This is a genomic window from Bacillus sp. OV322 (genome assembly GCF_900112495.1).
GTDB lineage: Bacteria > Bacillota > Bacilli > Bacillales > DSM-1321 > Peribacillus.
The window spans coordinates 355,902-379,082 of sequence record NZ_FOMA01000002.1 but is presented as its reverse complement, the minus strand read 5'-3'; the positions used below and the strand labels follow the sequence as shown (position 1 = coordinate 379,082).

Annotated in this window: 14 protein-coding genes and 1 pseudogene; 6 read left to right on the top strand and 9 right to left on the bottom strand. The window is 42.2% G+C overall.

Annotated elements, in window-relative coordinates; translation table 11 throughout:
• Positions 1 to 130: 130 nt before the first annotated feature.
• From BM126_RS06100 to BM126_RS22195, 7 genes and pseudogenes are all read right to left on the bottom strand, one after another.
• Positions 131 to 862 (bottom strand): WecB/TagA/CpsF family glycosyltransferase, encoded by a 732-nt coding sequence (locus BM126_RS06100; protein ID WP_090988685.1) that lies wholly within the window; start codon positions 860 to 862, stop codon positions 131 to 133.
• Between the two features lie 584 nt (positions 863 to 1,446).
• Entirely contained in the window at positions 1,447 to 2,244 is a 798-nt protein-coding gene (gene tagH / locus BM126_RS06095; protein WP_090988684.1) for a teichoic acids export ABC transporter ATP-binding subunit TagH, read from the bottom strand.
• 17 nt (positions 2,245 to 2,261) lie between these two features.
• Positions 2,262 to 3,068: an ABC transporter permease gene (locus BM126_RS06090; RefSeq protein ID WP_090988683.1), complete on the bottom strand. Its 807-nt coding sequence runs from the start codon at positions 3,066 to 3,068 to the stop codon at positions 2,262 to 2,264.
• 4 nt (positions 3,069 to 3,072) lie between these two features.
• Positions 3,073 to 4,281: pseudogene (locus tag BM126_RS06085) on the bottom strand (CDP-glycerol glycerophosphotransferase family protein); the annotation flags it as partial.
• Positions 4,282 to 4,415: 134 nt separating this feature from the next.
• Positions 4,416 to 6,467, bottom strand: coding sequence for a glycosyltransferase (locus tag BM126_RS06080; RefSeq protein WP_090988681.1), 2,052 nt, complete (start codon positions 6,465 to 6,467; stop codon positions 4,416 to 4,418).
• 90 nt (positions 6,468 to 6,557) lie between these two features.
• The gene (locus BM126_RS06075; RefSeq protein WP_177201330.1) at positions 6,558 to 9,875 is read right to left on the bottom strand and encodes a CDP-glycerol glycerophosphotransferase family protein; all 3,318 of its coding nucleotides are present in this window, start codon (positions 9,873 to 9,875) and stop codon (positions 6,558 to 6,560) included.
• A gap of 72 nt (positions 9,876 to 9,947) precedes the next feature.
• A complete protein-coding gene (locus tag BM126_RS22195) occupies positions 9,948 to 10,112 on the bottom strand; it encodes a hypothetical protein (protein ID WP_177201329.1) in 165 nt (54 codons plus the stop codon).
• Between the two features lie 403 nt (positions 10,113 to 10,515).
• Between BM126_RS22195 and tagD the strand changes: the two genes are divergently transcribed.
• The 3 genes from tagD to BM126_RS06060 all read left to right on the top strand — a co-directional run bounded on the left by tagD (position 10,516) and on the right by BM126_RS06060 (position 14,579).
• Entirely contained in the window at positions 10,516 to 10,914 is a 399-nt protein-coding gene (gene tagD, locus BM126_RS06070; RefSeq protein ID WP_071351794.1) for a glycerol-3-phosphate cytidylyltransferase, read from the top strand.
• Positions 10,907 to 12,073 (top strand): CDP-glycerol glycerophosphotransferase family protein, encoded by a 1,167-nt coding sequence (locus tag BM126_RS06065; protein ID WP_090988679.1) that lies wholly within the window; start codon positions 10,907 to 10,909, stop codon positions 12,071 to 12,073. The genes tagD and BM126_RS06065 overlap by 8 nt, the downstream gene beginning before the upstream one ends.
• A gap of 628 nt (positions 12,074 to 12,701) precedes the next feature.
• Positions 12,702 to 14,579, top strand: a complete 1,878-nt coding sequence (locus BM126_RS06060; RefSeq protein WP_256212992.1) for an N-acetylglucosaminidase — start codon at positions 12,702 to 12,704, stop codon at positions 14,577 to 14,579.
• Between the two features lie 271 nt (positions 14,580 to 14,850).
• Here the strand turns inward: BM126_RS06060 and BM126_RS06055 are convergent, their stop codons facing one another.
• Positions 14,851 to 17,283, bottom strand: a complete 2,433-nt coding sequence (locus tag BM126_RS06055; protein WP_177201328.1) for an SH3 domain-containing protein — start codon at positions 17,281 to 17,283, stop codon at positions 14,851 to 14,853.
• Positions 17,284 to 17,657: 374 nt separating this feature from the next.
• On the opposite strand from BM126_RS06055, the gene BM126_RS06050 reads away from it, so the two are divergent.
• Both BM126_RS06050 and BM126_RS06045 read left to right on the top strand, forming a co-directional pair.
• On the top strand, positions 17,658 to 19,802 hold the full coding sequence (locus tag BM126_RS06050; protein ID WP_090988676.1) for a S8 family serine peptidase: 2,145 nt from the start codon (positions 17,658 to 17,660) through the stop codon (positions 19,800 to 19,802).
• A 649-nt stretch (positions 19,803 to 20,451) separates the two neighbouring features.
• Complete coding sequence (locus tag BM126_RS06045) at positions 20,452 to 21,459, top strand: C40 family peptidase (RefSeq protein WP_090988675.1); 1,008 nt, start codon at positions 20,452 to 20,454, stop codon at positions 21,457 to 21,459.
• Here BM126_RS06045 and BM126_RS21875 read toward each other — a convergent pair.
• Positions 21,454 to 21,639 (bottom strand): hypothetical protein, encoded by a 186-nt coding sequence (locus BM126_RS21875; protein WP_141770030.1) that lies wholly within the window; start codon positions 21,637 to 21,639, stop codon positions 21,454 to 21,456. The two genes, BM126_RS06045 and BM126_RS21875, sit on opposite strands and share 6 nt — an antisense overlap.
• 90 nt (positions 21,640 to 21,729) lie before the next feature.
• Between BM126_RS21875 and BM126_RS06040 the strand changes: the two genes are divergently transcribed.
• Entirely contained in the window at positions 21,730 to 23,166 is a 1,437-nt protein-coding gene (locus BM126_RS06040) for an MBOAT family O-acyltransferase (RefSeq protein WP_090988674.1), read from the top strand.
• The last annotated feature ends 15 nt before the right edge of the window (positions 23,167 to 23,181 follow it).

Here is a 23,181-nt window from a genome sequence, read left to right as displayed (position 1 = left end):
GAAGAATTTTGTAAAAGTCCTTCTGCTTTTGTCGGAACCGCAGTCTGCAAATTCCCCTAGTCTTAAGGTAACCTAAATTCAATCCTTTATGAATGAGCACTAATTAGACGATTAAAGGCAAGGATTAGTTTCAAGCCCGGCTTTTCTTTGAAAGCATGACCTTAACGACAAAAAGAGGCAAAACCAGCATCCTTCTCCATCTCGATGGCTGCTGAATGAGTCTGTACAGCCACTCCAGGTTCAGCTTCTGCCAGAATTCAGGCGCCCGTTTAACAGTCCCGGCAAGGATATCAAAGGTTCCTCCGACACCCATAAACACGCCTGAATCGAATAAATGTGAATGCTGCGAAATCCATTCCTCCTGCTTCGGAAATCCAAGAGCAGTGAAGACAATATCAGGCTTATGCCCCGCGACTTCACGCGCTAAATCTTGATCATTAATATCTATATATCCGTGGTGATGGTGCAGCCGGATATTCGGGTGCTGCCTGTGCACCTCAGATGCCGCAGCCTCAATCACGTCTTCTGCCGCTCCCAGCATATAAACGCTAAGATGATGCTCATTGGCCACCTTCAGCAGCTCCATTGCAATTTCAAAGCCCGGCACACGCTCCTCAAGGGGTGTATTCAGCATCTTGGCAGCAAGAATGATCCCAGCTCCATCAGGGATTATGTAATCAGCTCCAAGGATGATCTCTTTGTAGGTTTCATGTTCATTTGCATACTCCACAATCTCCGGATTTGCAGTAACGATGAACGTCTTTTCTCGCTTCAGGATTCTCGGTACAAGAACATCCCTAATAAATGACGATTTATTTGTATTAAAAAATGGTATCGATAACACATTAATAATTGAACTCATTATAGATATTCAGCCTTTCTCATGACTATGCCTATTATTAAGAATATGTAAATTCTCTCTCATCATTATCGTCGAAAAGCACCCTGAAGAAAAGAAAATAGTGATATTCTCAAAAAAATGGCTCTTTGTCCATGTGTTTATGTTCTCCATAAGAAAAAAGGTCCATTACATTACTTTTTCAGAACAAATCAGGCCTTTCTTTTTCCAGTTAAATGGATAATTAGTCTAATTACGCTCTGATTCGAGCCAAATCCCTTTCCATTAGAGCGAAATACAGCTCCATTCGAGCCAAATTCCATGTGTTTCGAGCCAAATCGAATTCCAGCCTCAAAAATACAGCATGATGCACCTGTTAAGCGGCCCCTTGAAAAAACTCCTCACTACAATTCGACTTAGTTTTTTTTCAGTTAAATGGATAATAAGCCTAATTAACCCTGATTCGAGCCAAATCCCTGTCCAATAGAGCGAAATCCCACTCCACTCGAGCCAAATTCCAGGTGATTCGAGCCAAATCGAATTCCAGCTCCTAAAACAGAAAAAAGAGAGAGCCTTTAAAAAGAGCCCTCCCTCCCGCATTTCTATTCTCAGACAGTAGCTTTGCTTCGTTTCTCTGTCGCGTCTTCACGGTATTTTTTCTTTTCTGCCTTAGACATGGCCTTGTAATCCTTGAGGAACTTTTCGTACTTAGGCATGACTTCGGTAATCGGGCCAAAGGCCTTGACCTCGCCATATTCAAGCCAGAGGGCTTTATCACAGAACTGCTTCATCTGGCCTAAGCTATGGCTGATGAAGAACATGGTTTTTCCCCGTTCTTTGAATTCATTCATTTTTTCAAGGCATTTATCGGCGAATGCTTTGTCACCGACTGACAATGCTTCATCGATGATCAGCACATCCGGATCAATATGAACGGAAATCGCAAACCCAAGCCGCGACTTCATTCCGCTTGAGTACGATTTGACAGGCTGGTCGATGAATTTGCCGAGCTCGGAAAACTCAATAATTTCAGGCTCCAGATTGCGGATCTGTTTTTTATCAAAGCCGAGCATCAGCATCTTAAGCTCAATGTTTTCCCGTCCTGTAAGCTGGTTGTTCAGCCCGGCAGCCACGGCGATGAGCGCTGTTTTTCCATCGATTTCTACGCTTCCTCCAGTTGGGGGAATAATACCTGCAATGATATTCGATAGTGTGGACTTACCTGAGCCATTGACTCCTACAAATCCAATTACATCGCCTTTTTCCGCTTCGAAGCTGATATCGCGAAGCGCAAAGAAATCTTCTCCATAGCTTTTTGGAAGCAGAAGGTCCAGCAGTTTTTCAGAGTTTTTATTATAAAGCTTATAGCGTTTATTCACATTTTTAACAACAACGGATTTATCCAAATTTCTCACTTCCAATTTTACTTGAAATCGACAAAGCGGTCCCTGAACCTTAAGTGAAGAGCAGAACCAATGATAAATAATACGATGGTCAGCACCCAGAAATACAGCGTGTATTTATAATGATCAACAAGGTACCAGGAATGCCCAAGCAAGGCGGAACGGTAGCCTTCCACAATATAATAAAGAGGGTTGGCTCTCATGATCTCTCCAAGAAATGCCGGATTCCACTTGTCTTTAAACCAAAGGATCGGTGTTAAATACAATAATACCCTCATCAGCGATTGAATGACCATCTGAACATCCCTGATGATTGTGGTTAGTGTTGAGGTAATCAGCGACAGTGATACCAAAAAGGCAAGCGTCGCAAACAGGAAATATGGCAATTGCACAATATAAAAAGTCGGCGGATATCCTGAAAAAGCCAGGATGATGATGACAGCCGCAAGCAGCATTAAATGCTGGTAAAACTTCGCCAAAATGACATACGTCGGGATGACGCTCACTGGGAAGCTCATTTTTGAAATCATGTTAAGCCTTGAGTAGATGGCCTTTGACCCGAGTGTAATCGACGGGCTGATTAAAAACCACACCGAAATCCCCGCAAGCAGCCAAGGGAAATAAGGATCGCCCCCAATATCACCGCGGCGCATAATAAAGCCGAAAACATACCAGTAAATGGCGATTTGTATCATTGGGTTTATAATTTCCCAAAGTATGCCTAAATAATTATCGTTATTGCTGCTCTTCATTTCGTAGGCTGATAATCGCCTGACTAAATAAAAATTCTTTATTTGTTCGTTTAATACGGTCAAAGCAGATCTCATAATCTTATACAGACCTTCCTAACACTTTTTCTATCACCCGCTGTGAAGCATGTCCGTCTTCCAATCCGCAAAATTGTTCATAAAAAGCAGCAGAATTTTCATCCGGGACAAATCCCTTCTCTTCCTGGGCCTTAATTTCGCGGATCACCTCATCCGTCGTTTTCACGAGCGGTCCGGGCGCCGAGGCTTCAAAGTCAAAATAAAAACCGCGCAACCTGTCTCTGTAATTTTCAATATCATATACAAAAAACAGCATCGGGCGTTTTAAATTCGCATAATCAAAAAATACTGAAGAATAATCGGTGATCAGCATATCTGAAATCAGATACAAATGGCTGATGTCACCATAATTTGAGAAATCATAGGCAAATCCTTCAAAATCGGAAAGCTCCAGATTCTCTGAAATCAGGTAATGGAGGCGAAGCAGGATTACATATTCGCTTCCAAGCTTCTCTCTCATTTCATTCAAATCAAGCCTTAAAGAAAACTTGTACCGCCCTTTTGAATAAAATTCGTCATCTCTCCAGGTTGGAGCATACAGGATGACTTTTTTATCATCAGGAATCCCCATTTTCTTTTTCAGCGACGAAATCGAAGAGGAGTTATTTTCATTATAAAGCATGTCATTTCTAGGATACCCTGTTTCAATGACCTTGCCGGGATCAACTGCAAAAGCTCTTGAGAAAATTTCCGAAGAATAAGGATTTGGCGAGATCAAATAATCCCACTTGCTTGATTCTTGATGGAAATTCTTTTTGTAGCTTTCTGTGTCAGTTCCAGGCATGTAAACTTCCTTCATATCAGCAGCAAGCTTTTTCAGCGGTGTGCCGTGCCAGGTCTGCAGATAAGTGGTGTGCCTTGGCTTTGGAATCCAAAGCGGCATCCTGCTGTTTGTAACCCAGTAGGAAGCCCTCGTCATCTTGAACATCCACTCCACAGAAAAGCGCCTCAAATACGGCACTCCCTCGCGTTCAAAATTAGCTGTGTATTTCTTATCCGCACTCCAGTACATCTTATACTCTGGGTGCGTCTTCTGCAAATACTCATAAATCGCCCTTGGATTGCAGCTGTACTGCTTTCCGAGAAAACTTTCAAACACAATCAGCTTTTTGTCTGCAGGCAGGATGGCACCGCAGACCCTGAAGGCTGCTTTGTAGGCTCCTGTAATCAGGGATTTCACCTTATGTTTAATGGCTGAAAGCGACAAGCTCTTTGCCTTCGGTGCCGCTGCAGCCGCTTCTTTTGTTAATTGCATGCTTCTTCCCCACTTCTGATCCAAACATTTAGAAATAAGTTTACCACAATTTCCGCTGATGAAATTTCAAAATGTAATCAGCGGACATATTTTTAGCGAAAAAGCTTCTTCAGGAGACCGGTTTCCTTGCTTTTCGGCTCTTCCCTGACAGGCGTTTTTTCAGCTTGCGGTTCTGGCTGTACAGGCGCAGCTTTCATTGGCTTCACAGAAAGCAGGCCGTTTTTTGTGCCGTACACTCTTATTTTTTTGCTGCCTTCAGCAAAGCTCACTTCAAGTTTTTTACCATTTTCTGCACGCACATTTTTTGTATAATGGCCGTCCGAAACACGGATGAAAACATCACTGATTTTCTCTATTGAAACGAGGCTTTTTTTATCCAGAATAACTTTCCAGGATACTCCTTCGCCAGTCCCGGAAAATAAGAGAGTGTTTGTGCCCTCCCGCTCCTGGATATAAGCAGAAACTTCTTTTATGTTCTCCATCCCTGCTATTTTAAACTCTATTGTGACAGCATCATCTTGATTGCTCATATGTTCAAGAACAGCATGCGGGTGGCTCTCGAGCGGAAGTGATGCAATCTTAGGCACACTTTCATCAAGCTCCCTAAATAGCGTTTTCCATTCAGCTATGAATTTATCGTAGCCAAAACGCTTTGTAACCTCTCTAGCATTGCGGGAAAGTGTTTCTCTGAGCTCCGGATTTTCCATGAGAGAAATAATTTTCTCGCTCATTTCCTCCACGCTGCCGTCTTTTACGAGAAGCCCGTCCACACCATCACGTATGATGTCCCGGGGTCCAAAGTTAATGTCATAGGCAATGACAGGAGTACCGTATGAAAGGCTTTCTGTCATGCTCATGCCGAATCCTTCTGAACGCGAAGTCATAAGTGTTGCATATGCACCAGGATAGACAGCTGACATATCTGCAGCAAATCCTTTAAGAATCACGTTATCTTCAAGCTTTAAGTCATTAATCAATGAAACTGTTTCATTTTCCTGGTCATCGCTGTAGCCGAATCCGTAGATTTCAAGCCTTGCTTTCGGATTCTTTGCCGCAACCTTTTCAAAGGCCTTGATTCCATCCTCGACCCGCTTTTTATAATGAATCCGCGCGACCAAAATGAATAAGTTAGGATCTGCCTTTACCCCCTGCACATGTTGGGCAGGTTTGACAAAATGCGGAATCACTTCAAAGGACGGTCTGTCTCCATATAATAAAGCAGCCGATTCCCTCTGGCCATGTGTCAGATAAATCATTTTGTCAAAACGGTCAAGATTGGAATAAAGGGAATTCCACACACCGCTGACAGGTGCGCCGTCAGAATACGGAATGGTAAAGTGGCTGCTGTGTGCAAAACCTACTTTGCGGACGTTCGGATGATGCACGCCAAGAACTGCATCATCAAGATTCTTGTTTGGCAGATTATACAGCCGGTCCCTGAATTCAGCGAAGATGATTGGATTTTCATCTTCCGCAATCACTTTTTCTATCCAGTAGCTGTATAAATCAGCCATATCTTCAAACTCTTTATTTTCATCACCAAAGTACTGGCATTTCGTCCAGTTCTTTTTAGCATCCAGCCAGATCGATAAATAGCATTTGCCGTCTTTACCGAAGTATTTATGTGTCCGCTCATGCTTCGAGCCCGTGTCATAGATGATTTCTTTGACAAGATAGCCATCCGGAGAATATTCCTGCCTTTTCGTCCGGATGCGTGCCTCGTTCATCTTGTCGCAAAAAATAAGCCGGCCTTCCCTATCAAAACGTTTATATTGAACATAATCCCCATTTTTAAAATACCGGTATGAAGGATTTTCCTTTTGGCTGTGATCCTGAAAAGCAACGAGTCCTTCTTCCTCTGCCTGCAAGGCATGGGAATCCTTTTGTACACTCATATCCTTTGAAGGATCCAGATCATACAGGCAATTCATTACCTTAATGTTTTGATGGAGGATCCCCTCTTTTTTCATGGATCTGACATCTCCCCATAATGTCCGCTGATAGGAGATGGTAAGCAAGGAAATCATTCTTTCGGGCATTTCTTCACACATCATATTCAATCTCGCCACAACGGCCTTTGTTAATCCGCTTCGTTTAACCGCAATAGTATTTAAGATAAAATATGGATTACTTATCGTTTTCATAATGAACTCCTTATTTTAAATTATTTTTTAAGAATGTTGGCCTGCGGTTTAGCACGTCTGCATGCTGCCGGTGAATGGCAGGGCCATGGATCAATTTCCGAAGAAACGATCCACGATCCTTGCTGTAGCTTTGCCATCCTCCAAGCCGCAATATTTCTGTCTGAAGTCTTTATACTTACTGCTGTATGCTTTAGTCGTTTCTTCTATATTTGTGACTGCTTCTATGATATCTTCAGTGGTTTTCATGAAAGGCCCTGGTGCTTCATTTTCAAAATCGATATAAAAGCCGCGGATATTGTCCCGATAATCTTCAATATCATAGGTGTAATACAAGATTGGGCGGCCGGTGTTGGCAAAGTCAAACATAACCGAAGAATAATCCGTCATTAAGATATCACTGATCAAGTACAGCTCCTGGATATCCGGATACTTCGATACATTCATTACAAAATCACGGTACTCTTCCGGGATTTTCAAGGAATTGGAGATGACCACGTGCATCCTCAGCAGCAGAACATATTCATCGCCAAGGGCCTGCTTCATCCTTTCCAAATCGAATTGAAGGTCAAACACAAATTTATTTTTATTTGAGGTTTGATTATCCCGGAATGTCGGTGCATATAAGATGACCTTTTTGCCTTCAGGAATGTTCAGTCTCTCAGCAACTGACCTAGCCCTTGCTTCCCTATCATCTTTAAAGAATAAATCATTTCTCGGATAGCCTGTCTCAAGGATTTCCCCGTCATAGCGAAAGGCGCTCCTGAATGCATCCGATGCATACGGGCTCGGTGACACCAGGTAATCCCAGGTTTGGGTTGCATGATACACACGTTCTAAATACCCTTCATCTCTTCCCTGGATATTTTCAATATCAAACAGCATTTTCTTAAGCGGCGTGCCATGCCATGTTTGAATGTACGTAGTTTCCTTGCGCTTATCAAGATACGTAGGGAAGTTTTGATTATTAACCCAGTATCCTGCCTTGGCGAGGTAATAATAGTACTGCGGGCTCAGCCTGCTGATTTTTTTGGTATTCCTGTCTCTGACTGGCATCATTCCGCCGTACACCCAGACTTTTTTCATGTCGATTTTCCGCTCTAGCATTTCTTCATAAATGTTCCGCGGGCTGTCTCCATATTGCTTTCCTACTCCGCTTTCAAACAGAATAAGGTTTTTATCAACCTTCACCGTCTTCATCATGATTTTATATAACAGCTTCATGGTCGGGAAGTAGCGCTTGCTTTTCCTGAACTGCCTGAAGAACAGCTGATAATATTCGGTTTGGGCCACTTTTTGGAAGAAGCTTCTTTGGAGCACTGCATGCTCTGCCACTTCATAAATGCGCTCACTTGAATGCTGGTCACGATGCTTGATGAATTTATTCGCTCTTGCTTTATACAGCTCAGGCATGACAAAATCCTGGCTGCTGTACACATCCGCCTCATTAAGCAGGTCTTCAAGATTATCCGTGATATATCCTGGAAGATCATTATCCAAGTCCAGATGCGACCTTCTTTTTCCAATAAAACGGTCCCGGTCGAACTGATAATAAAGGACTGGTTTATGAAGGAAGCTGAAGTCAAATGCCACACTTGAGTAATCGGTAATCATCATCGCGCTTTCCTTGATCAGATGCTGAACATCCACTTCACCCTGCGAGATTACCCGGACAGGTGCATCTTTAAAGTAAGAAGTAAAGTTCTGCATATTAGGATGCAGGCAGAAAACAATCTCAAGATTTCTTTCTTTTGCCATAGCATGGAGCTTGGGATGATGAATCAGGTCCCGGTATCTTTCAAAATACTCGCTCTCAATAAATACTTCGTCCGAAGTAATCCAGTCCCTCCATGTAGGGATGATGAGCAGCTGGCGCTTGATCTCCACATCTTCTTTGAATAAAGAATCGAAGCGCGATAACCCTGTGACATATACTTGATCTTCGTCATAGCCGAAATCACTTATGATCATGTCTTTTTCAAACTCAGAGCTGACCAGAAACAGATCTGTATCAAAACCGGACGCTTTTTTGCCGTAATTGGCAAGCATATTCTTCGTTCCCATGACACCGTGCTGCAGGAAGATCTTCAGCGCCTTCACGTTCCGCTTAAACTTGCGGGTCCGCACAGGGTATAAATAATCAGGATGATGAGAAGAAATAACCTTTGATGCAATTACGGTGTTCTTTATATGCTCTTTTGATTTAAAATAAAGGACATTTCCAAGCGGTTCCACATTTCCAGCCTCTGGAGAATCCTTTTCAATAACATAGTAGGCTTTTTTATCAGGAAAGTTCTCCCGCACGTATTTAAAGAAATGGTAGCCTGTATCCTGGGCCTTATAAGACCTTTCGCCAATCAGCCAAACATCCTTGCTTTTATTAAACATTCTGTACAGCGGAGCAAAACGCCGCATTTTCCTCAAATAGTTGAACGTATCTACAGGGAAACCATACACTTCAATGGATAGGTTCTTTGCTTTGAAGGTAAAGTAAGGATTGATCACATACGCATCGCTGCCTTTTTTAATAAATGTCTCCTTAAGGAATAGCTTAACCCTGCCAGTCGGCCTCCCGATTCTGGCCCTTTTCACTTCAAGCTGATCATGCAGATTTAAGTCGAAATAATAGTCGTAAATGTCATCCTCGGCAGGACGGGCATCATGGAGCTTTTCCATATCAAGTTCCACCCGGTATGTGTAGCGGTTCAAGCCGTATTTCTTTGCTGTACCTTCATCGTCAAGAGTGAACCTCGCCTGTCCGTAGAGCTCCAGATTAGTTTTCCTTCCCTTAATGAAGGCTTCGCCGTGCGTAATTCGTGAGTTCCTTGAAAAAACACGGCCTTCAACGATCATCTTGTTTTGCTCATACGAAATCTTTTCTATCTGAGATCGTATGGAAGGTGCAGGTTCCTGGTTTAGAAGGATGGAAACATTCCCTTTTTTGGTAACAAAAAGGTGGACGGTTTTATTATCATCTGTACGATATGGAGCAGGATACTTAATGGAAGTATGCTGGAACCTCCCAAGCCTGATCAGGTACTCTGCGTACTCAACGCCATCTCTAACAGCAATTTCTGCTGCATCCTGATCCAATTCCTTTTCTAAGCTATCAACACGGACACTGACCTTGATGAAAAGATCCAATGCCGCCTGTTCTTCTTCGCTAAGATGGCTTAGCAGTTCATCTAGGCTGATACCAAAGGCAAAAGAAGGATTAGGCTTTATTTCTGCAGCCTGGTGCATCTCACCCGTTTCCCTTACCTTCACCCACAGCTCTTTTGCACAATAAAACTCCTTGGAGAATGCTCCCTGGATGAAGATTGTTCCATTTTCCTGTGAAACAGACAGCTTATGCTTGAGTCTGATTTTGTTCTTGCTGCGCTTTAAAAATCGAAATAATTTCATCTTCATGAATAACCACCTGGAATTTAAATATTTATGAAAAAATTGCTGTTTAGAATAAACCGGAAAAAACACTCGCATTTATTCAACTTGCACACTGATGAAAAAAAGAAATTCTTTCATCACAACCATTATAAAATCATATACGTTTTCAGCTTTTTTCTCAACAATGAATAGCATGTGCCCCGCTTGAGTTTCTAAGATTTTCTTCCTATTCTCCCCCCGCTTTTCAGCAGCATGCATCATTTATAGAGGGCCACCCTTTCTAAACCCCTTTTTTCGCTCAAAAAAGAAGCAAAATGGCCTATGCTCCTATCCTTAATTTGTCAGGATTTACAATAGTTCTTCCGTAGCTTTTATAATAAATTCCCTCTAATCCCTTGTATGGAATATAAAAACCAAGTAAAATAAATCACATTGCCGGAAGTCTATAAGAATTCAACACATGTTTGTTAAATGTTTGTTGTTTATTTGTAAATCAAATAGGTTATAATTAGGTAGAGTTTACACTATTAAAATGTTCTATTTCCTTATTATGCATAGAGCCATGAGATAAAAAGCGCAAGCGCCTGCTTACGCTGGTTTAAATAGACTGCTTTAAATTTAATCAAACGATTGATTAATAGATTAGACTGGAGGAATACTACGCATGAAGAAGGTTATTACGTACGGTACATTCGATTTGCTTCACTGGGGGCATATCAACTTATTGAAGCGCGCTAAAGCTCTTGGCGACTATCTGATTGTTGCCATCTCTTCTGACGAATTTAATGAACTTAAAAATAAAAAAGCCTACCACAGCTTTGAAAACAGAAAAATGATCCTTGAATCCATCCGCTATGTGGATGAAGTAATCGCCGAAAACAGCTGGGAACAAAAGAAAGAAGATATCATCCGTGAAGGCGTGGATGTGTTTGTCATGGGCGATGACTGGAAGGGCAAATTTGATGAATTGAACGAGGTTTGTGAAGTTGTCTATCTTCCAAGAACCATCGGAATTTCTACAAGCAAGATCAAAGACGATCTTCTAACAGTCAATAATGGCTAGAGAACTGGCAATAGAGCTGTATCTGTTTATATTTAAGGCTCTCTTTTCTATCTTCCGCCTTTTTCCTTTAAAAAAGAAAACAGCTTTTGTTGTGTCATTCGGAGATAATGCACGCTATATCCTCGATGAAATGAACGCACAAGGAATTGAAGGCAAAAGAATCATCATAAAAGGGAATCATAGCAGAGCAGATTTTAAAGGCGATGGGAAAACCATCGTCTTTCACTTTGAAATCAAACATCTTCTGCACTACCTGCTCTCTATTTACCATCTGGCTACATCCAAAGTGGTGATCATAGACAACTATTTCGGCTTTCTTTCTGCCATCTCGTTCAGGCCTACCGTCACTTGTGTCCAGGTCTGGCATGCTGCTGGGGCGGTAAAGCAATTCGGCTTAAAAGACCCTTCTGCCGCAAACCGCAGCCCGCGTGCGAAGGAGCGCTTTCAGCGTGTATACAACCAGTTCCATTACGTTGTTTCCGGATCTGATACCATGTCTGGCATCTTTAAGGCGAGCTTTGGGCTGCCTGACGAAAATATACTGAGTACAGGTGTTCCAAGAACCGATTTCTTTTTTGATGAAGAAAAAAAATCAGTCGCCTATCAGTCACTGCTGGGGCACTTTCCGGGGCTTGAGGAGAAAAGGACGATCTTATATGCTCCTACCTTTAGGGAAAATGAGCTGAAAACAAGTTCTATTGGGCTCGATATTCAAAAACTTTATGATGAATTTCAGCAAGATGAATATGTTCTCCTGCTTAAGCTCCACCCAGCTGTATCTGGTGAACACGATTTGGAGAAACAATTTCCGGGATTCGTTTATGATCTTACAAATTATCATGATGTAAATGAGATTTTGCTTATCACGGACCTGCTGATAACAGATTACTCTTCCATTCCTTTTGAATACGCCTTTTTGGAAAAACCAATGATCTTCTTTGCCTATGACTTGGAGCATTACGAAAAAGAGCGCGGCTTCTGGGAAGACTATGAATCACAAATGCCCGGGCCAGTCGTTTACACAACGCAAGAGATTATCGAAAAAATAAAAACAGCATCTGCTGATTACGGCAGCATCAAAAAATTTAAAGAAAAATGGAATGAATACTCTGATGGAAACTCCAGCAAAAAGCTAGTGGACTTTCTATTCAAAAAATGAACGGAGAAGACTCGTGTCGGGTCTTCTCCGTTTTTTTAATTGGCTGTTTTCGTAAACTTTGTTGCTATTAAACAAAGTGGTTGATTTCCGCTCCACGATGCTCGCTTTCCGCGGGGCGGCCGGTGAGCCCGCAGGAGTCTCGCACCTTACGCTCCAATCAACCTGTCTTACAATAGGATCGCCTCACAGAACTTATTAAAAATCAACAATCTTTAAGAAAAGAGCCTTTTATTTCGTGAACTTAATAATATTTCGTGATAAGCAAAAGTTTACCGACCTGATTATGCAGCTTTCCCTATAAATCATGCGACTTTTTAAAGAAATCGTGCAGCTTTCCTCCAGAATCATGCAACTTTTCAAATAATCTTGCAGCTTTCCTCCAGATTCATGCAACTTTTTAAGAATATCATGCAGCTTTCTGTTTTCATGCTCCCCTGCCTGCTCTTTGTATTCACTCTTCCTAAAAATTAAACATGTAAATTATGCCAAAGAAAAATATGGTCTTTTAACCATAAAATCGTATGTTACAATAGTAAAAGGGAAATTGAGGGATTAAAGATAGATAGAACCATAGTTTCCTTAAACTATTAAAACAGGGGATGTTATCAAAAAAATGAGAAAAGCTTGTATGTTTATCTTGTCGCTTTCATTATTGCTGTCTTTATTGTCTCTAACTGGCCCCGCGGCTTTTGCTGCAGAAGACCCGGTATGGGATTCATCACTGCCACTGACTCAGGGTATTGCCCTAAAGAGCCCTACACATATATACACCTCTGCTTCAACAAGTTCAAAAGCACTTAAAAGCTACAGCCAGGGAACTGCGTTAAAATATCAGGCGTATACCTCCAGCTGGTACAAGGCAAGGATTTTCATAAATGGCCAAGCAACAATTGGCTACATAAGCGCAAGTGATGTTGAAAATGTCACCGATAATCCGCAAACTCTTCGCGGAATCGCATTAAAAACCCCCACCAATATGTATTCCAGTGCATCAGCCGGCTCTAAAGTGCTGAAAACCTACCAGCCGGGAACTGTTTTAACATATAAAACCTTTACTTCAAGCTGGTATCAAGCCAGATTTTATGTAAATGGCAAGGCAGTCATTGGATACCTGAAGGCCAGTGATGCAGAAAACCTGTTATCATCACAGCAATCGGGAAAAGGATTAACATTAAAAAACCCTACAATCATGCATGAAAAAGCTTCGTTAAGTTCAAAAACCCTCAAAAGCTATGAGGCAGGAAAGGTTTTAGTCTTTAAAACCTTCTCGAAAAACTGGTATGAAGCCAAATTCTACGTGAATGGCATTCAAAAAACCGGTTACTTGAGTGTAAGCGATGCTGAAAAACTTGCTGATGAACAAAAAAACCTGCAAGGCATCGGAAAAAGCAGCCCGACCAAAGTTTACAGCACCGCCTATTCAGGCTCTAAGGTGTTAAGAAGCTACGAGGCGGGAACAATTCTAAAGTATAAAACTCTTTCTGCAAGCTGGATGGAGTGCAATATTTTTATCAGCGGAAAAGCAACGACAGGCTATATCAAGAAAAGCGACCTCGAAAACCTATGGAGCACCAAACAGTCATTAAGCGGGGTGGCTATGAAGAGTCCGACTAAGATTTATTCCAAGGCGGCAGCTGTATCCAAGGTTCTGAAAAGCTACAGCGAGCGTTCAATCCTGAAATACAGCACTCTTTCAGATAACTGGTTCGAAACGAGCGTCTATATCAGCGGCGTAAAAACTACTGGCTATATTAAAAGCAGTGATGTACAGGGATTATCTTACTATGATTTAACCTATGATGATGCAGTTTCCCTGCAAATGAAGGTGAATCCGCAGACTGACTCATCCGGCTCCTGGAAGACAGCTTCAAGCAGCCAGGTGAAATATTATGTTGATCCAGGAAACTTCATTCAAACATCCAGCTCATTTTATCAATTTCTAACACTATCAAAACCAGCAGGAACAGATGCATCTGAAATTAATAACACAATTTTAAAAAGTAAAGGAATCCTTACAGGAAAGGCTTCTTCCTATCTTTCAGCAAGCAAAACATACGGAGTCAATGAAATCTACTTAATCAGCCATTCGCTGCTTGAAACAGGAAACGGCAGTTCTACGTTATCCAATGGTATTCTTGTTAAAAGTGTAAACGGCAAGGCCGTGACTCCTAAAACGGTTTATAATATGTACGGAATCGGGGCAAAGGATTCCTGTCCGGAACGATGCGGCTCCGAGTACGCCTATAGCGCAGGCTGGTTCACTCCGGAAGCAGCAATTATCGGAGGAGCGAAATTCATCGGTGACGGCTATGTAAATGCCGGACAGGATACACTTTACAAAATGCGCTGGAATCCAGATGGAATGGTCACAAAAGGCTATGCCACACACCAATACGCTACTGATATTGGGTGGGCGTTCAAACAAACCTCCAGGATCTCACAAATGTATGCCCAGCTATCCAAATACACCATGCAGCTCGACGTTCCAACATATTTAATCAAGTAAAAGACGGTGCAGGCACCCTGATAAAATGGGGGCCTGCTTTTTTATGCCCTATTTTAGACGAATCCGGCAATTCGCTCGAAATGAGCAGGAATCTGGCTCTAATTAACAATGAATTGGCTCGAATCCAGTCTAATCCGGTACTATTATCCAATTATTTGGAGATTTCACTTTTAGAGCGCCTGCCTGAAACCACTTTTTTCACTCTAAACTATTGAACACGACATACCCGCTAAAACAACAAAAGACCCCGCATTTGCGGAGTCCATGTGGTTTATTGAAGTTCACGTGCTACATATGTGGCGCTGACCCATGCAAAAGTTCCATCGGAAAGCTGTACTTTATACCATGTTTTTGTGCTATTCATTGTGGCAGTGCCATCTTTTTGCGGAACAATCGAAACATAGTTATTCAATTTATAAGAACCAAGAATATCAGATGACACAGTTGCGTCTTTCCTGATGTTAACAGAGCTTGCACCGGTGATTCTGCCCAGATTCTGTACGGCAAGATAGTTTTTATATTTATCGAATTTGATAGTGTTTATCCAATATTCCACATTGTTGACTGATACTCTTACCCAGTAATCATTCGTTTTTTCCAGCAAATTGAATGATGATCCAGATTTGATAGTTTTTACTTTATCGTTCACGCCCTTAGCGCTGTTTAAAACCAGATCCTGTTTTGCTACTGCGGTTATGCCTGCTGGAAAAACGTCGCTTCCGCCCGGTATGCCAGGCTGGCCTGGAACAGTTGGATTAATCACTGCATTTTTGTAGTAAGCTTTATCATAAGGAAGCATATTTTCCATATGCCTTGCAATCGATTTTCCCCAGTTAGGATCGCTCGCATAGTAAAAGTTCATGCCTTCACTATTTTGATTGATGCGGGTATTCTTCATATCTTTTGTACTGAATCCAAGATATGCTCCACTATATTTCCAGTTGGCCTTATTTAAGTACGTGGATTTTATCTCAGCAGCAATATAATTAATACACAAATCTATCGTCGAAAAACGGTATGAAGCAACAAATGGAGAAATATCGAATGCTCCAAAGCCAAATAAATTATTTTTACCCAGCGAAATGTTAGATCTGCCAAAATCACTTTCATGTATGGCGTGTGCGGCAAGGTACAGAGCATTCACTCCATATCTATTTCCTGCATCAATGAATGACTGGCCTTTATTCGTTAATACACTAACCTGTCCAGCCTTCAAGTTTTTCGCAATATAGCCATTGATTTGTGCAGCCGTAACATTAGATTTTGTACGCAGGTCAATAAACTGGTAGCTGTCATGGCTTGTCAGCGGGTCTCCAGTAACTACCTGTTTCAGATAGCTTCCTGAAACATAACCTATTTTTCCATCATAGGCTACTTTATACCAGCCATTTGACGTTTTATAATCCGCCGCAACAAGGGTGCTGGCAGGAATGACCGACAAAAGTCCGGAAGCTGCATCAGCAGACCCTCTGATGTTCAGTTCGGAGGTTGTCACAAATGTTGTCTGCGTAATTTTCTGCTCAGTATAATCGGTATACGGAGCCAATTCACTTTCAGAAATATATCCAGACTGCCCTTCAAAGGAAACATGATACCAGCTGCCGATTTTTTTATCAGGAGTAACAATGGTGTCCTTTGGCACATTTGCGAGCACTTTATATTGAGGCCCAAATAATACATACAAGCTGGACGCTGCCGTTAGTTTAAATTTGGATGCTGATACCGGAATAAAGGCTTCACTGGTCACATCTGAATTTTTTACGTAATAATTTTTGCCGTTCATCTCCACAGAGTACCAAGTTTCGCCAAGGCTGTTCACTGCCTCTTTCTTTGACACAAAGCCCTCGTTAGCTCCTGAGGATAAGACGGGTTGCTTAGTGGAATCCGGTGCTGAATAGAGTTTAATGGATGATTTAGAAAAGTAATAGGTTTCATCTGTATCAATCAGCTTGAAGGTCACTTCATTATATTTAGCAAGATCAGCACTCATGGTGTATCCGGATTTTCCGCCGTAGGAAACCGCATACCAATCTCCAACTTTGCTTTTGGAGGTGACGATTGCCGACTTTGGCACTTTAATGATTTTAGTATAAGAGCTTCCGTAGCTTTGATAGATATAGGTATCCTTTTCAGCAGTATATTTAGTCTGCGAGAATGATGAAGCAGTTTTCTTTGCAGTATAACTGCTGTTTACGTATAAAGTTTTTCCTTTATAGGAAATCTGGTACCATGTTTGTCCTGCGCTATTTACCACTTTTATTTTTGAATAAAAACCGGTATTGCTAGCAACTGAGTAAACTTCCTTCTTTTTGGTATCCGGTGAGGAATAAAGCTTAGAGGTTTTATTTGTAAAAAGATAGACGGGTGAGATTGGGACTTTCACACCATTCAGGTAATTGCCGCTTGCCCAGCCTGACTTCGTAACATTCTTCCCGCCTGATTTATAGGTATAGGAAATTTTGTACCAGGTTCCTATTCTTTGAGTGGCCGTCACGATCTTGCCCTTCGGAACAGTGACAATCAGCTTGGCCTTTAAGTTGGCTGACATTCTTATATTTAAATTGGCTGTAGTTTGAAATGAAGTTTTGCTGATTGAAGTGATGCTGCTGGCCTCTGCCTGCAGATTCCCCGTTGAATTTACATATGCCGCCGCTCCAGCAAAAATACTTGTTGATAAAATCAGCGCCTTGCCGATATTCTTCATCATGACATCCTTTCCAGACCTTTAATAGTTTGTTGATTCTGTAAATTTAATTCCTTTGATTCATTTCCACAATGCTAATAGCCTGCAGTGCTTATTAAATTGGTAAAACACTAGCATCTTATAGTAATATCGGAAGCTATAACTCACCTTTTACATGGTAATTTTTTCATAAGTTCCGCGTCCGCACTTCTATTATCCTAGAAACCCACATTATTGTTAACACTTTTTTACATTATATTAAAATTCATCCTTTTTCTTTTCTTAAAAAATGGCTCTGTAGGCCAATGTGATTTGCTGTTTTGCCATGATAAAATGATGATAGATTGCAGGTTTGAAAGATTACAAACTATGCAGAAACAGACAGGAGACTGAAGATGAAACCTCTACTTTCAGTTATTTGTGCACTTTCACTCAGCTTCATGAGTGCAGGAGATGCGGATGCTGCACCTAACAAGGATGTGCTGCACAAGAATTCTTCCCGGCAGCTTTTCCAGACGGACAGCTCATACAGCAAAAATCATTTAATCATTAAATTTCGGGATGCTGTAAACACGCAGCAAAAAGAGGATATTTTGAAAACATACGGAGCCATTGAAAATGACGAACTGCAAACAGGGGGTTTTTCAAGGTTGGCCTTCCCTGTACATACAAACCTAATGAAAACGGCCAATATGCTTAAAAAGGACAGCCGAATTAAGGATGTTCAGCTGAATTATCTTGTGAAAGCAAGTTACATTCCAAGCGACAGCGGATACCGCAAGCAATGGAATGTTCCCATGATGCATGCTGAACAAGCATGGGATACTACACGCGGTTCCAGTGATATTAAAGTGGCCGTCATCGACGGGGGAATGCAGGTGACACACCCTGAATTTCAGGGCAGAATCATCACTCCTTATAATGCGGTGACTGGCACTAAAACCATTCCTGCTGATGAGCACGGGACACATGTTGCCGGAATAATCGGCGCCGCTGTCAATAAGAGCGGTACAGTCGGCATTGCGCCTGGAGTAAGTATCATGCCGGTCAATGTGTTCACGGGCAATGATTCAAGCGACTATGATATTGCAGATGCGATCATCCACTCAGTGAAAGCAGGAGCCGATGTCATCAACCTTAGCCTGACCATGAGCGACTATTCATCAATCATGGACTACGCCGTGAAATACGCCTCTTCACATGGAGTATTCATCACTGCAGCGGCCGGGAATGATCATACAAGCAAACTATGCTATCCTGCAGCCTTGAAATCTGTCGTCGGCGTTAGTGCCATTGATCCAGAAAAGCATGCCGCACCCTTTTCTAATTACGGAACTTATATTGACTTCACTGCACCAGGAACAGATATTTACTCAACAATGCCTCATAGTTCTTATGGATACCTGAGCGGAACCTCCATGGCCTCACCTGCTATTGCTGGTGCAGCAGCCCTGATTTTATCGAAAAATCCTTTTTTAAAGCCGGATGGGGTCATCAGCATTTTAAAGAAATCCGCAGCTGACCTTGGCGAAAAAGGCCGGGACAAATACTTCGGATACGGACTTCCTGATGCAAACCAGGCATTAATAAACACTCCGAGTCCCGTGTCCAGTTTAAAGCTTTCTGGCAGCACCCTTAACGAGAACGGAAAGAACACGATATCTGTGCAGTTTTCAGCTCAACAGCTGACAAAAGCATCCCTTTATGTAACAAATCAAAATCATAAAGTAGTCAGCATAATAACCAGGAATAAAACTCTCTCTGATACTCCTCTTTCTTTCACATGGAACGGGAAATTGACCAGCGGGGCATTTGCACCACAAGGAAGATATAAAATGACGGCAAGAGTCACGAACGGGAAGCATACTCTATTCAAAAGCTCTTATATCACCATTAACGACTCTGTCATTCCCCGTGTGAGTGCCAGCAGCACAATCCCAGCCTTTTCACCGGCCGCAAAAAAGACATTGATCGTGCCTATTGAGCTGAATAAAAACACGGCCCTTACAGCTGCAGTCACGGACAAAACAGGTAAAACCGTAAAAACGCTGTTGTCAAACAAGACCTTAAACGGCGGAAAAACTACGCTGAAGTGGGACGGGAAAAACAGCAAGGGCGAAACCGTTCCTGACGGCTCCTATACGTTAGCAATGTCTGCAAAAGACACAGCAGGAAGAGAAAGTGCTCCTGTAAGCTTGAAGCTGATTGCCGACAGCACGCCTCCTTCTATTTCCCTGAAATCGGCTCATACATTTAAACCGTCAGGAAGCAGCAGGATATCTGTCAAGATCGGCCTGAATGAAAAAGCAAAAGCAAGTGTGTCTATCATGAACAGCAAAAACCAGACGATTAAAACACTGATCTCCGGAAAATCCCTCCCGCAAGGAATATCCACCGCCGGCTGGGATGGGAAGCACGCTGCCAACGCACAAGCTTCGAACGGAAGTTACAGGTTTTTGGTTAAAGCGGTTGATAATGCCGGCAATAAAAGTACTAAAACTAGTTCTACTTTTAAACTAGTAAATGTGAAAAGCCAATGACAGCCGCTGTCATTGGCTTTTTTTTGGCGGGGAGCGCTCGGTATTTCCATTTAATTGGATAATAGTGCTGAATTAGGCCTGATTCGAGCCAGTTACACACCGATTCGTGCCAAATTCCTTCTGATTCGAGCCAAATCAACCTCCATTCGAGCGAATTCCTAAAAGACCGCTCCTCCCGCCCAACTTCAGCGGCTCAGAAACTCTCATAATTTCCATTTTAATGGATAATAGTGCCCGATTAGGCCTCATTCGAGCTAATTTCCTTCTGAATAGAGCCAAATCAACCTCCATTCGAGCGAATTCCAAAAGACCGCTCCTCCCGCCCAACTTCAGCGACATCGGAAACGCTCATAATTTCCATTTTAATGGATAATAGTGCCAAATAGGGCCTGATTCGAGCCAGTTACACACCGATTCGAGCCAAATTCCTTCTGATTAGAGCCAAATCCGCCTCCATTCGAGCGAATTCCCAAAAGACGCCTCCACCCAACTGCAGCACCACTAAAATGACGCTATTTTACATATATCAAGCAATTAAACTAAAATTCAGCATACAAATTGTTAAATCGCCAATTGTAATCAAATTGTAATATATCTTGCAATTCTTTATTTGGTAGAATAGGAAAAAAGACGTCGAGGTGGGAAATTAATGAACAAGGGCATTGTCACACTGTCAGCTGCAGCGGTTATATCATCCGCATTCGCCTCCCCGGCACTTGCTGATACATATATCGTAAAAAGCGGCGACAGCCTCTCAAAAATCGCCAGCGCTCACCATATAACCGTTACCAAGCTTAAACAAATGAACAAACTGACTTCTGATAGCCTGCGCATCAATCAGAAGCTGACGGTTCCAGATAACAAGATCACAATAAAGAAAGCCAATGCAGTTACATACACAGTCGCAAAGGGAGACTCCTTAATCAAAATTGCCAATAAATATTCTCTCACTCTGGCTGAACTGAAAAAACTAAACAATCTTAAAACAGCCAGTATATACATAGGTCAAAAACTGATTATCTCACAAACTAAACAAACGACCGTGCTGACACTGCCGAAGCCTGCCAATACAGAAGGCAAGACCGAAAGCTCTGCATATCTTGTAAAGTCTGGCGACAGCTTATGGAAAATCGCTTCTCAATTTAAAACTTCCCCGCAAAGCATCATTGATTTCAATCATTTAAAAACTGATGCACTCACTGTAGGGCAAAGCCTGCTGATTCCTAAAAGCGGAACTGCACCAGCACCGGCTCCTCCTGCTGAAGCAAAGCCAAATCCGCTTCCAGCCAAGGACGCAAGCTCTGTAATTGCGATGGCAAAGAAAATGATCGGTGTGCCATACTCATGGGCTGGAGCTTCACCTGACGGCTTTGACTGCAGCGGTTTCATTTATTACGTTTTTAAAAATTCCGGCTACCAGATTTCAAGAGTTTCTGCAGCCACTTATTATGACCTTGGCAAATCCGTAGCAACTCCTAAACCCGGCGACTTGGTTTTCTTTTCTACCAATCCGGCAAGCTCGGCCCTCATTTCGCATATGGGGATTTACATAGGAAATGGACAGTTCATTCATGCCAGCTCGAGTAAAGGCGTGCAAATCAGCTCACTCAGCATGTCTTACTATCAAACCAGATTCGCAGGTTATAGAAGCTTATAAAACCTGAAGAACCAGGCCGGCCTCAGCTGCCTGGTTTTTTGCAGGAACAGAGGATGCAAACGCCTTCTTTCCGGCGTAAGCTTTTTGAATCTCTTCAGCCGAATTAGCAGAATGGATAACCTTTTCATCTGATGACATTACTCGAATTCCATATTTTTCAATGACTCTATTGACTGACAATTCTATGAATGCCCTTGTACATACAACCGATTATTAGTAAAATGTATGAGATTGTAAACAGACTTTTTTTACTAGGAAGGTATAAAAATCATGCTATTTAGTTCTACAGTGTTCCTATTTTTATTTTTGCCCATTGTTCTATTAGGCTATTTTATTATCCCGAGAAAACTCAGAAACATCTGGCTGCTCGGTGCAAGTTTGCTATTTTATGCGTGGGGTGAGCCAAAGTTCGTTTTAATCATGCTTCTCTCCATTGTGCTTAACTACTTTTTTGCTTTAATCGTCAATTCGAACAAAAACAAGAAAACCACCGTCAAATGGATCATTGCCGCAATGGTGACCGCTAACCTGGCCTTGCTTGGAATCTTCAAGTATGCCGCGTTTGTGGTTGCGAACATTAACTCGATATTTCACTCATCACTTGATGTTCCGGATATTCCGCTTCCATGGGGCATCTCATTTTTCACATTCCATGGAATGAGCTATGTGATCGACGTTTACCGCAAAGATGGCGCATTGCAGAGGAACCCGCTGAATATGGCGCTTTATATCTCTCTATTCCCCCAATTGATCGCCGGGCCGATTGTCCGGTATCAGACAGTAGCCAAACAGATTACCGTGCGTGAAGAGACACTGGAAAAATTCGCATATGGAACAAAACGTTTCATTATTGGACTTGGAAAGAAAATGTTCCTCGCCAATAACTGCGGATGGGTCGCCGACCATGTTTTTGCCATGGACCCAGATCACATGTCAACGGGGATGGCCTGGATCGGTATCATTGCCTACTCGCTGCAAATATATTTTGACTTCTCCGGTTACTCCGATATGGCAATCGGGCTTGGCAGAATGTTCGGTTTTCACTTTCTTGAAAATTTCAATTATCCGTACATCTCCCGTTCCGTTGCGGAATTTTGGAGAAGATGGCATATTTCACTCGGATCCTGGTTCAAGGATTACCTGTACATACCGTTAGGCGGAAACCGCGGTACAACATTCCAGGTATACCGCAACTTATTTATCGTTTGGCTCGCAACAGGAATATGGCACGGGGCAAGCTGGACCTTCATCGCCTGGGGATTATACTACGGTGCATTTATTATGCTCGAGAAAGCTTTTCTCGGAAAATGGCTGGCAGCGGTCCCTGTTTTCATCCAGCATGTATATGCGCTGCTTGTCGTAGTGGTCGGATGGGTATTTTTCCGCGCCGAAACATTCACGTATGCGGCAAGTTATATTAAAACGATGTTCGGCTTTAACGGAATTGGCTTCTGGGACAGAAATGCTGCCTACTATTTCTCCGAATATGGTATTTTGATCCTGCTCGCCATAATAGGAGCGGCACCAGTATTAAAAGCTATTAATGGAAAGACAATCGGAAAAATTCAGTCAGCTAAAACGAATTCAAGTGTTGCAGCTGCAGCCTGGAGCTCAACACAGACAGCTTATTATATGATCGTTCTTTTAATCGCGATTTTCTCGGTTGTTTCCAGTTCATTCAACCCGTTTATTTACTTCCAGTTTTAAAATAAGATTTGGGGG

Bases quoted from the DNA above. Each gene is read 5' to 3' on its own strand.
- BM126_RS06100 (WP_090988685.1), bottom strand. From the start codon at position 862: ATGAGTTCAATTATTAATGTGTTATCGATACCATTTTTTAATACAAAT.
- BM126_RS06090 (WP_090988683.1), bottom strand. From the start codon at position 3,068: ATGAGATCTGCTTTGACCGTATTAAACGAACAAATAAAGAATTTTTAT.
- BM126_RS06080 (WP_090988681.1), bottom strand. From the start codon at position 6,467: ATGAAAACGATAAGTAATCCATATTTTATCTTAAATACTATTGCGGTT.
- BM126_RS06075 (WP_177201330.1), bottom strand. From the start codon at position 9,875: ATGAAGATGAAATTATTTCGATTTTTAAAGCGCAGCAAGAACAAAATC.
- BM126_RS22195 (WP_177201329.1), bottom strand. From the start codon at position 10,112: ATGATGCATGCTGCTGAAAAGCGGGGGGAGAATAGGAAGAAAATCTTA.
- tagD (WP_071351794.1), top strand. From the start codon at position 10,516: ATGAAGAAGGTTATTACGTACGGTACATTCGATTTGCTTCACTGGGGG.
- BM126_RS06065 (WP_090988679.1), top strand. From the start codon at position 10,907: ATGGCTAGAGAACTGGCAATAGAGCTGTATCTGTTTATATTTAAGGCT.
- BM126_RS06060 (WP_256212992.1), top strand. From the start codon at position 12,702: ATGTTTATCTTGTCGCTTTCATTATTGCTGTCTTTATTGTCTCTAACT.
- BM126_RS06055 (WP_177201328.1), bottom strand. From the start codon at position 17,283: ATGAAGAATATCGGCAAGGCGCTGATTTTATCAACAAGTATTTTTGCT.
- BM126_RS06050 (WP_090988676.1), top strand. From the start codon at position 17,658: ATGAAACCTCTACTTTCAGTTATTTGTGCACTTTCACTCAGCTTCATG.
- BM126_RS06045 (WP_090988675.1), top strand. From the start codon at position 20,452: ATGAACAAGGGCATTGTCACACTGTCAGCTGCAGCGGTTATATCATCC.
- BM126_RS06040 (WP_090988674.1), top strand. From the start codon at position 21,730: ATGCTATTTAGTTCTACAGTGTTCCTATTTTTATTTTTGCCCATTGTT.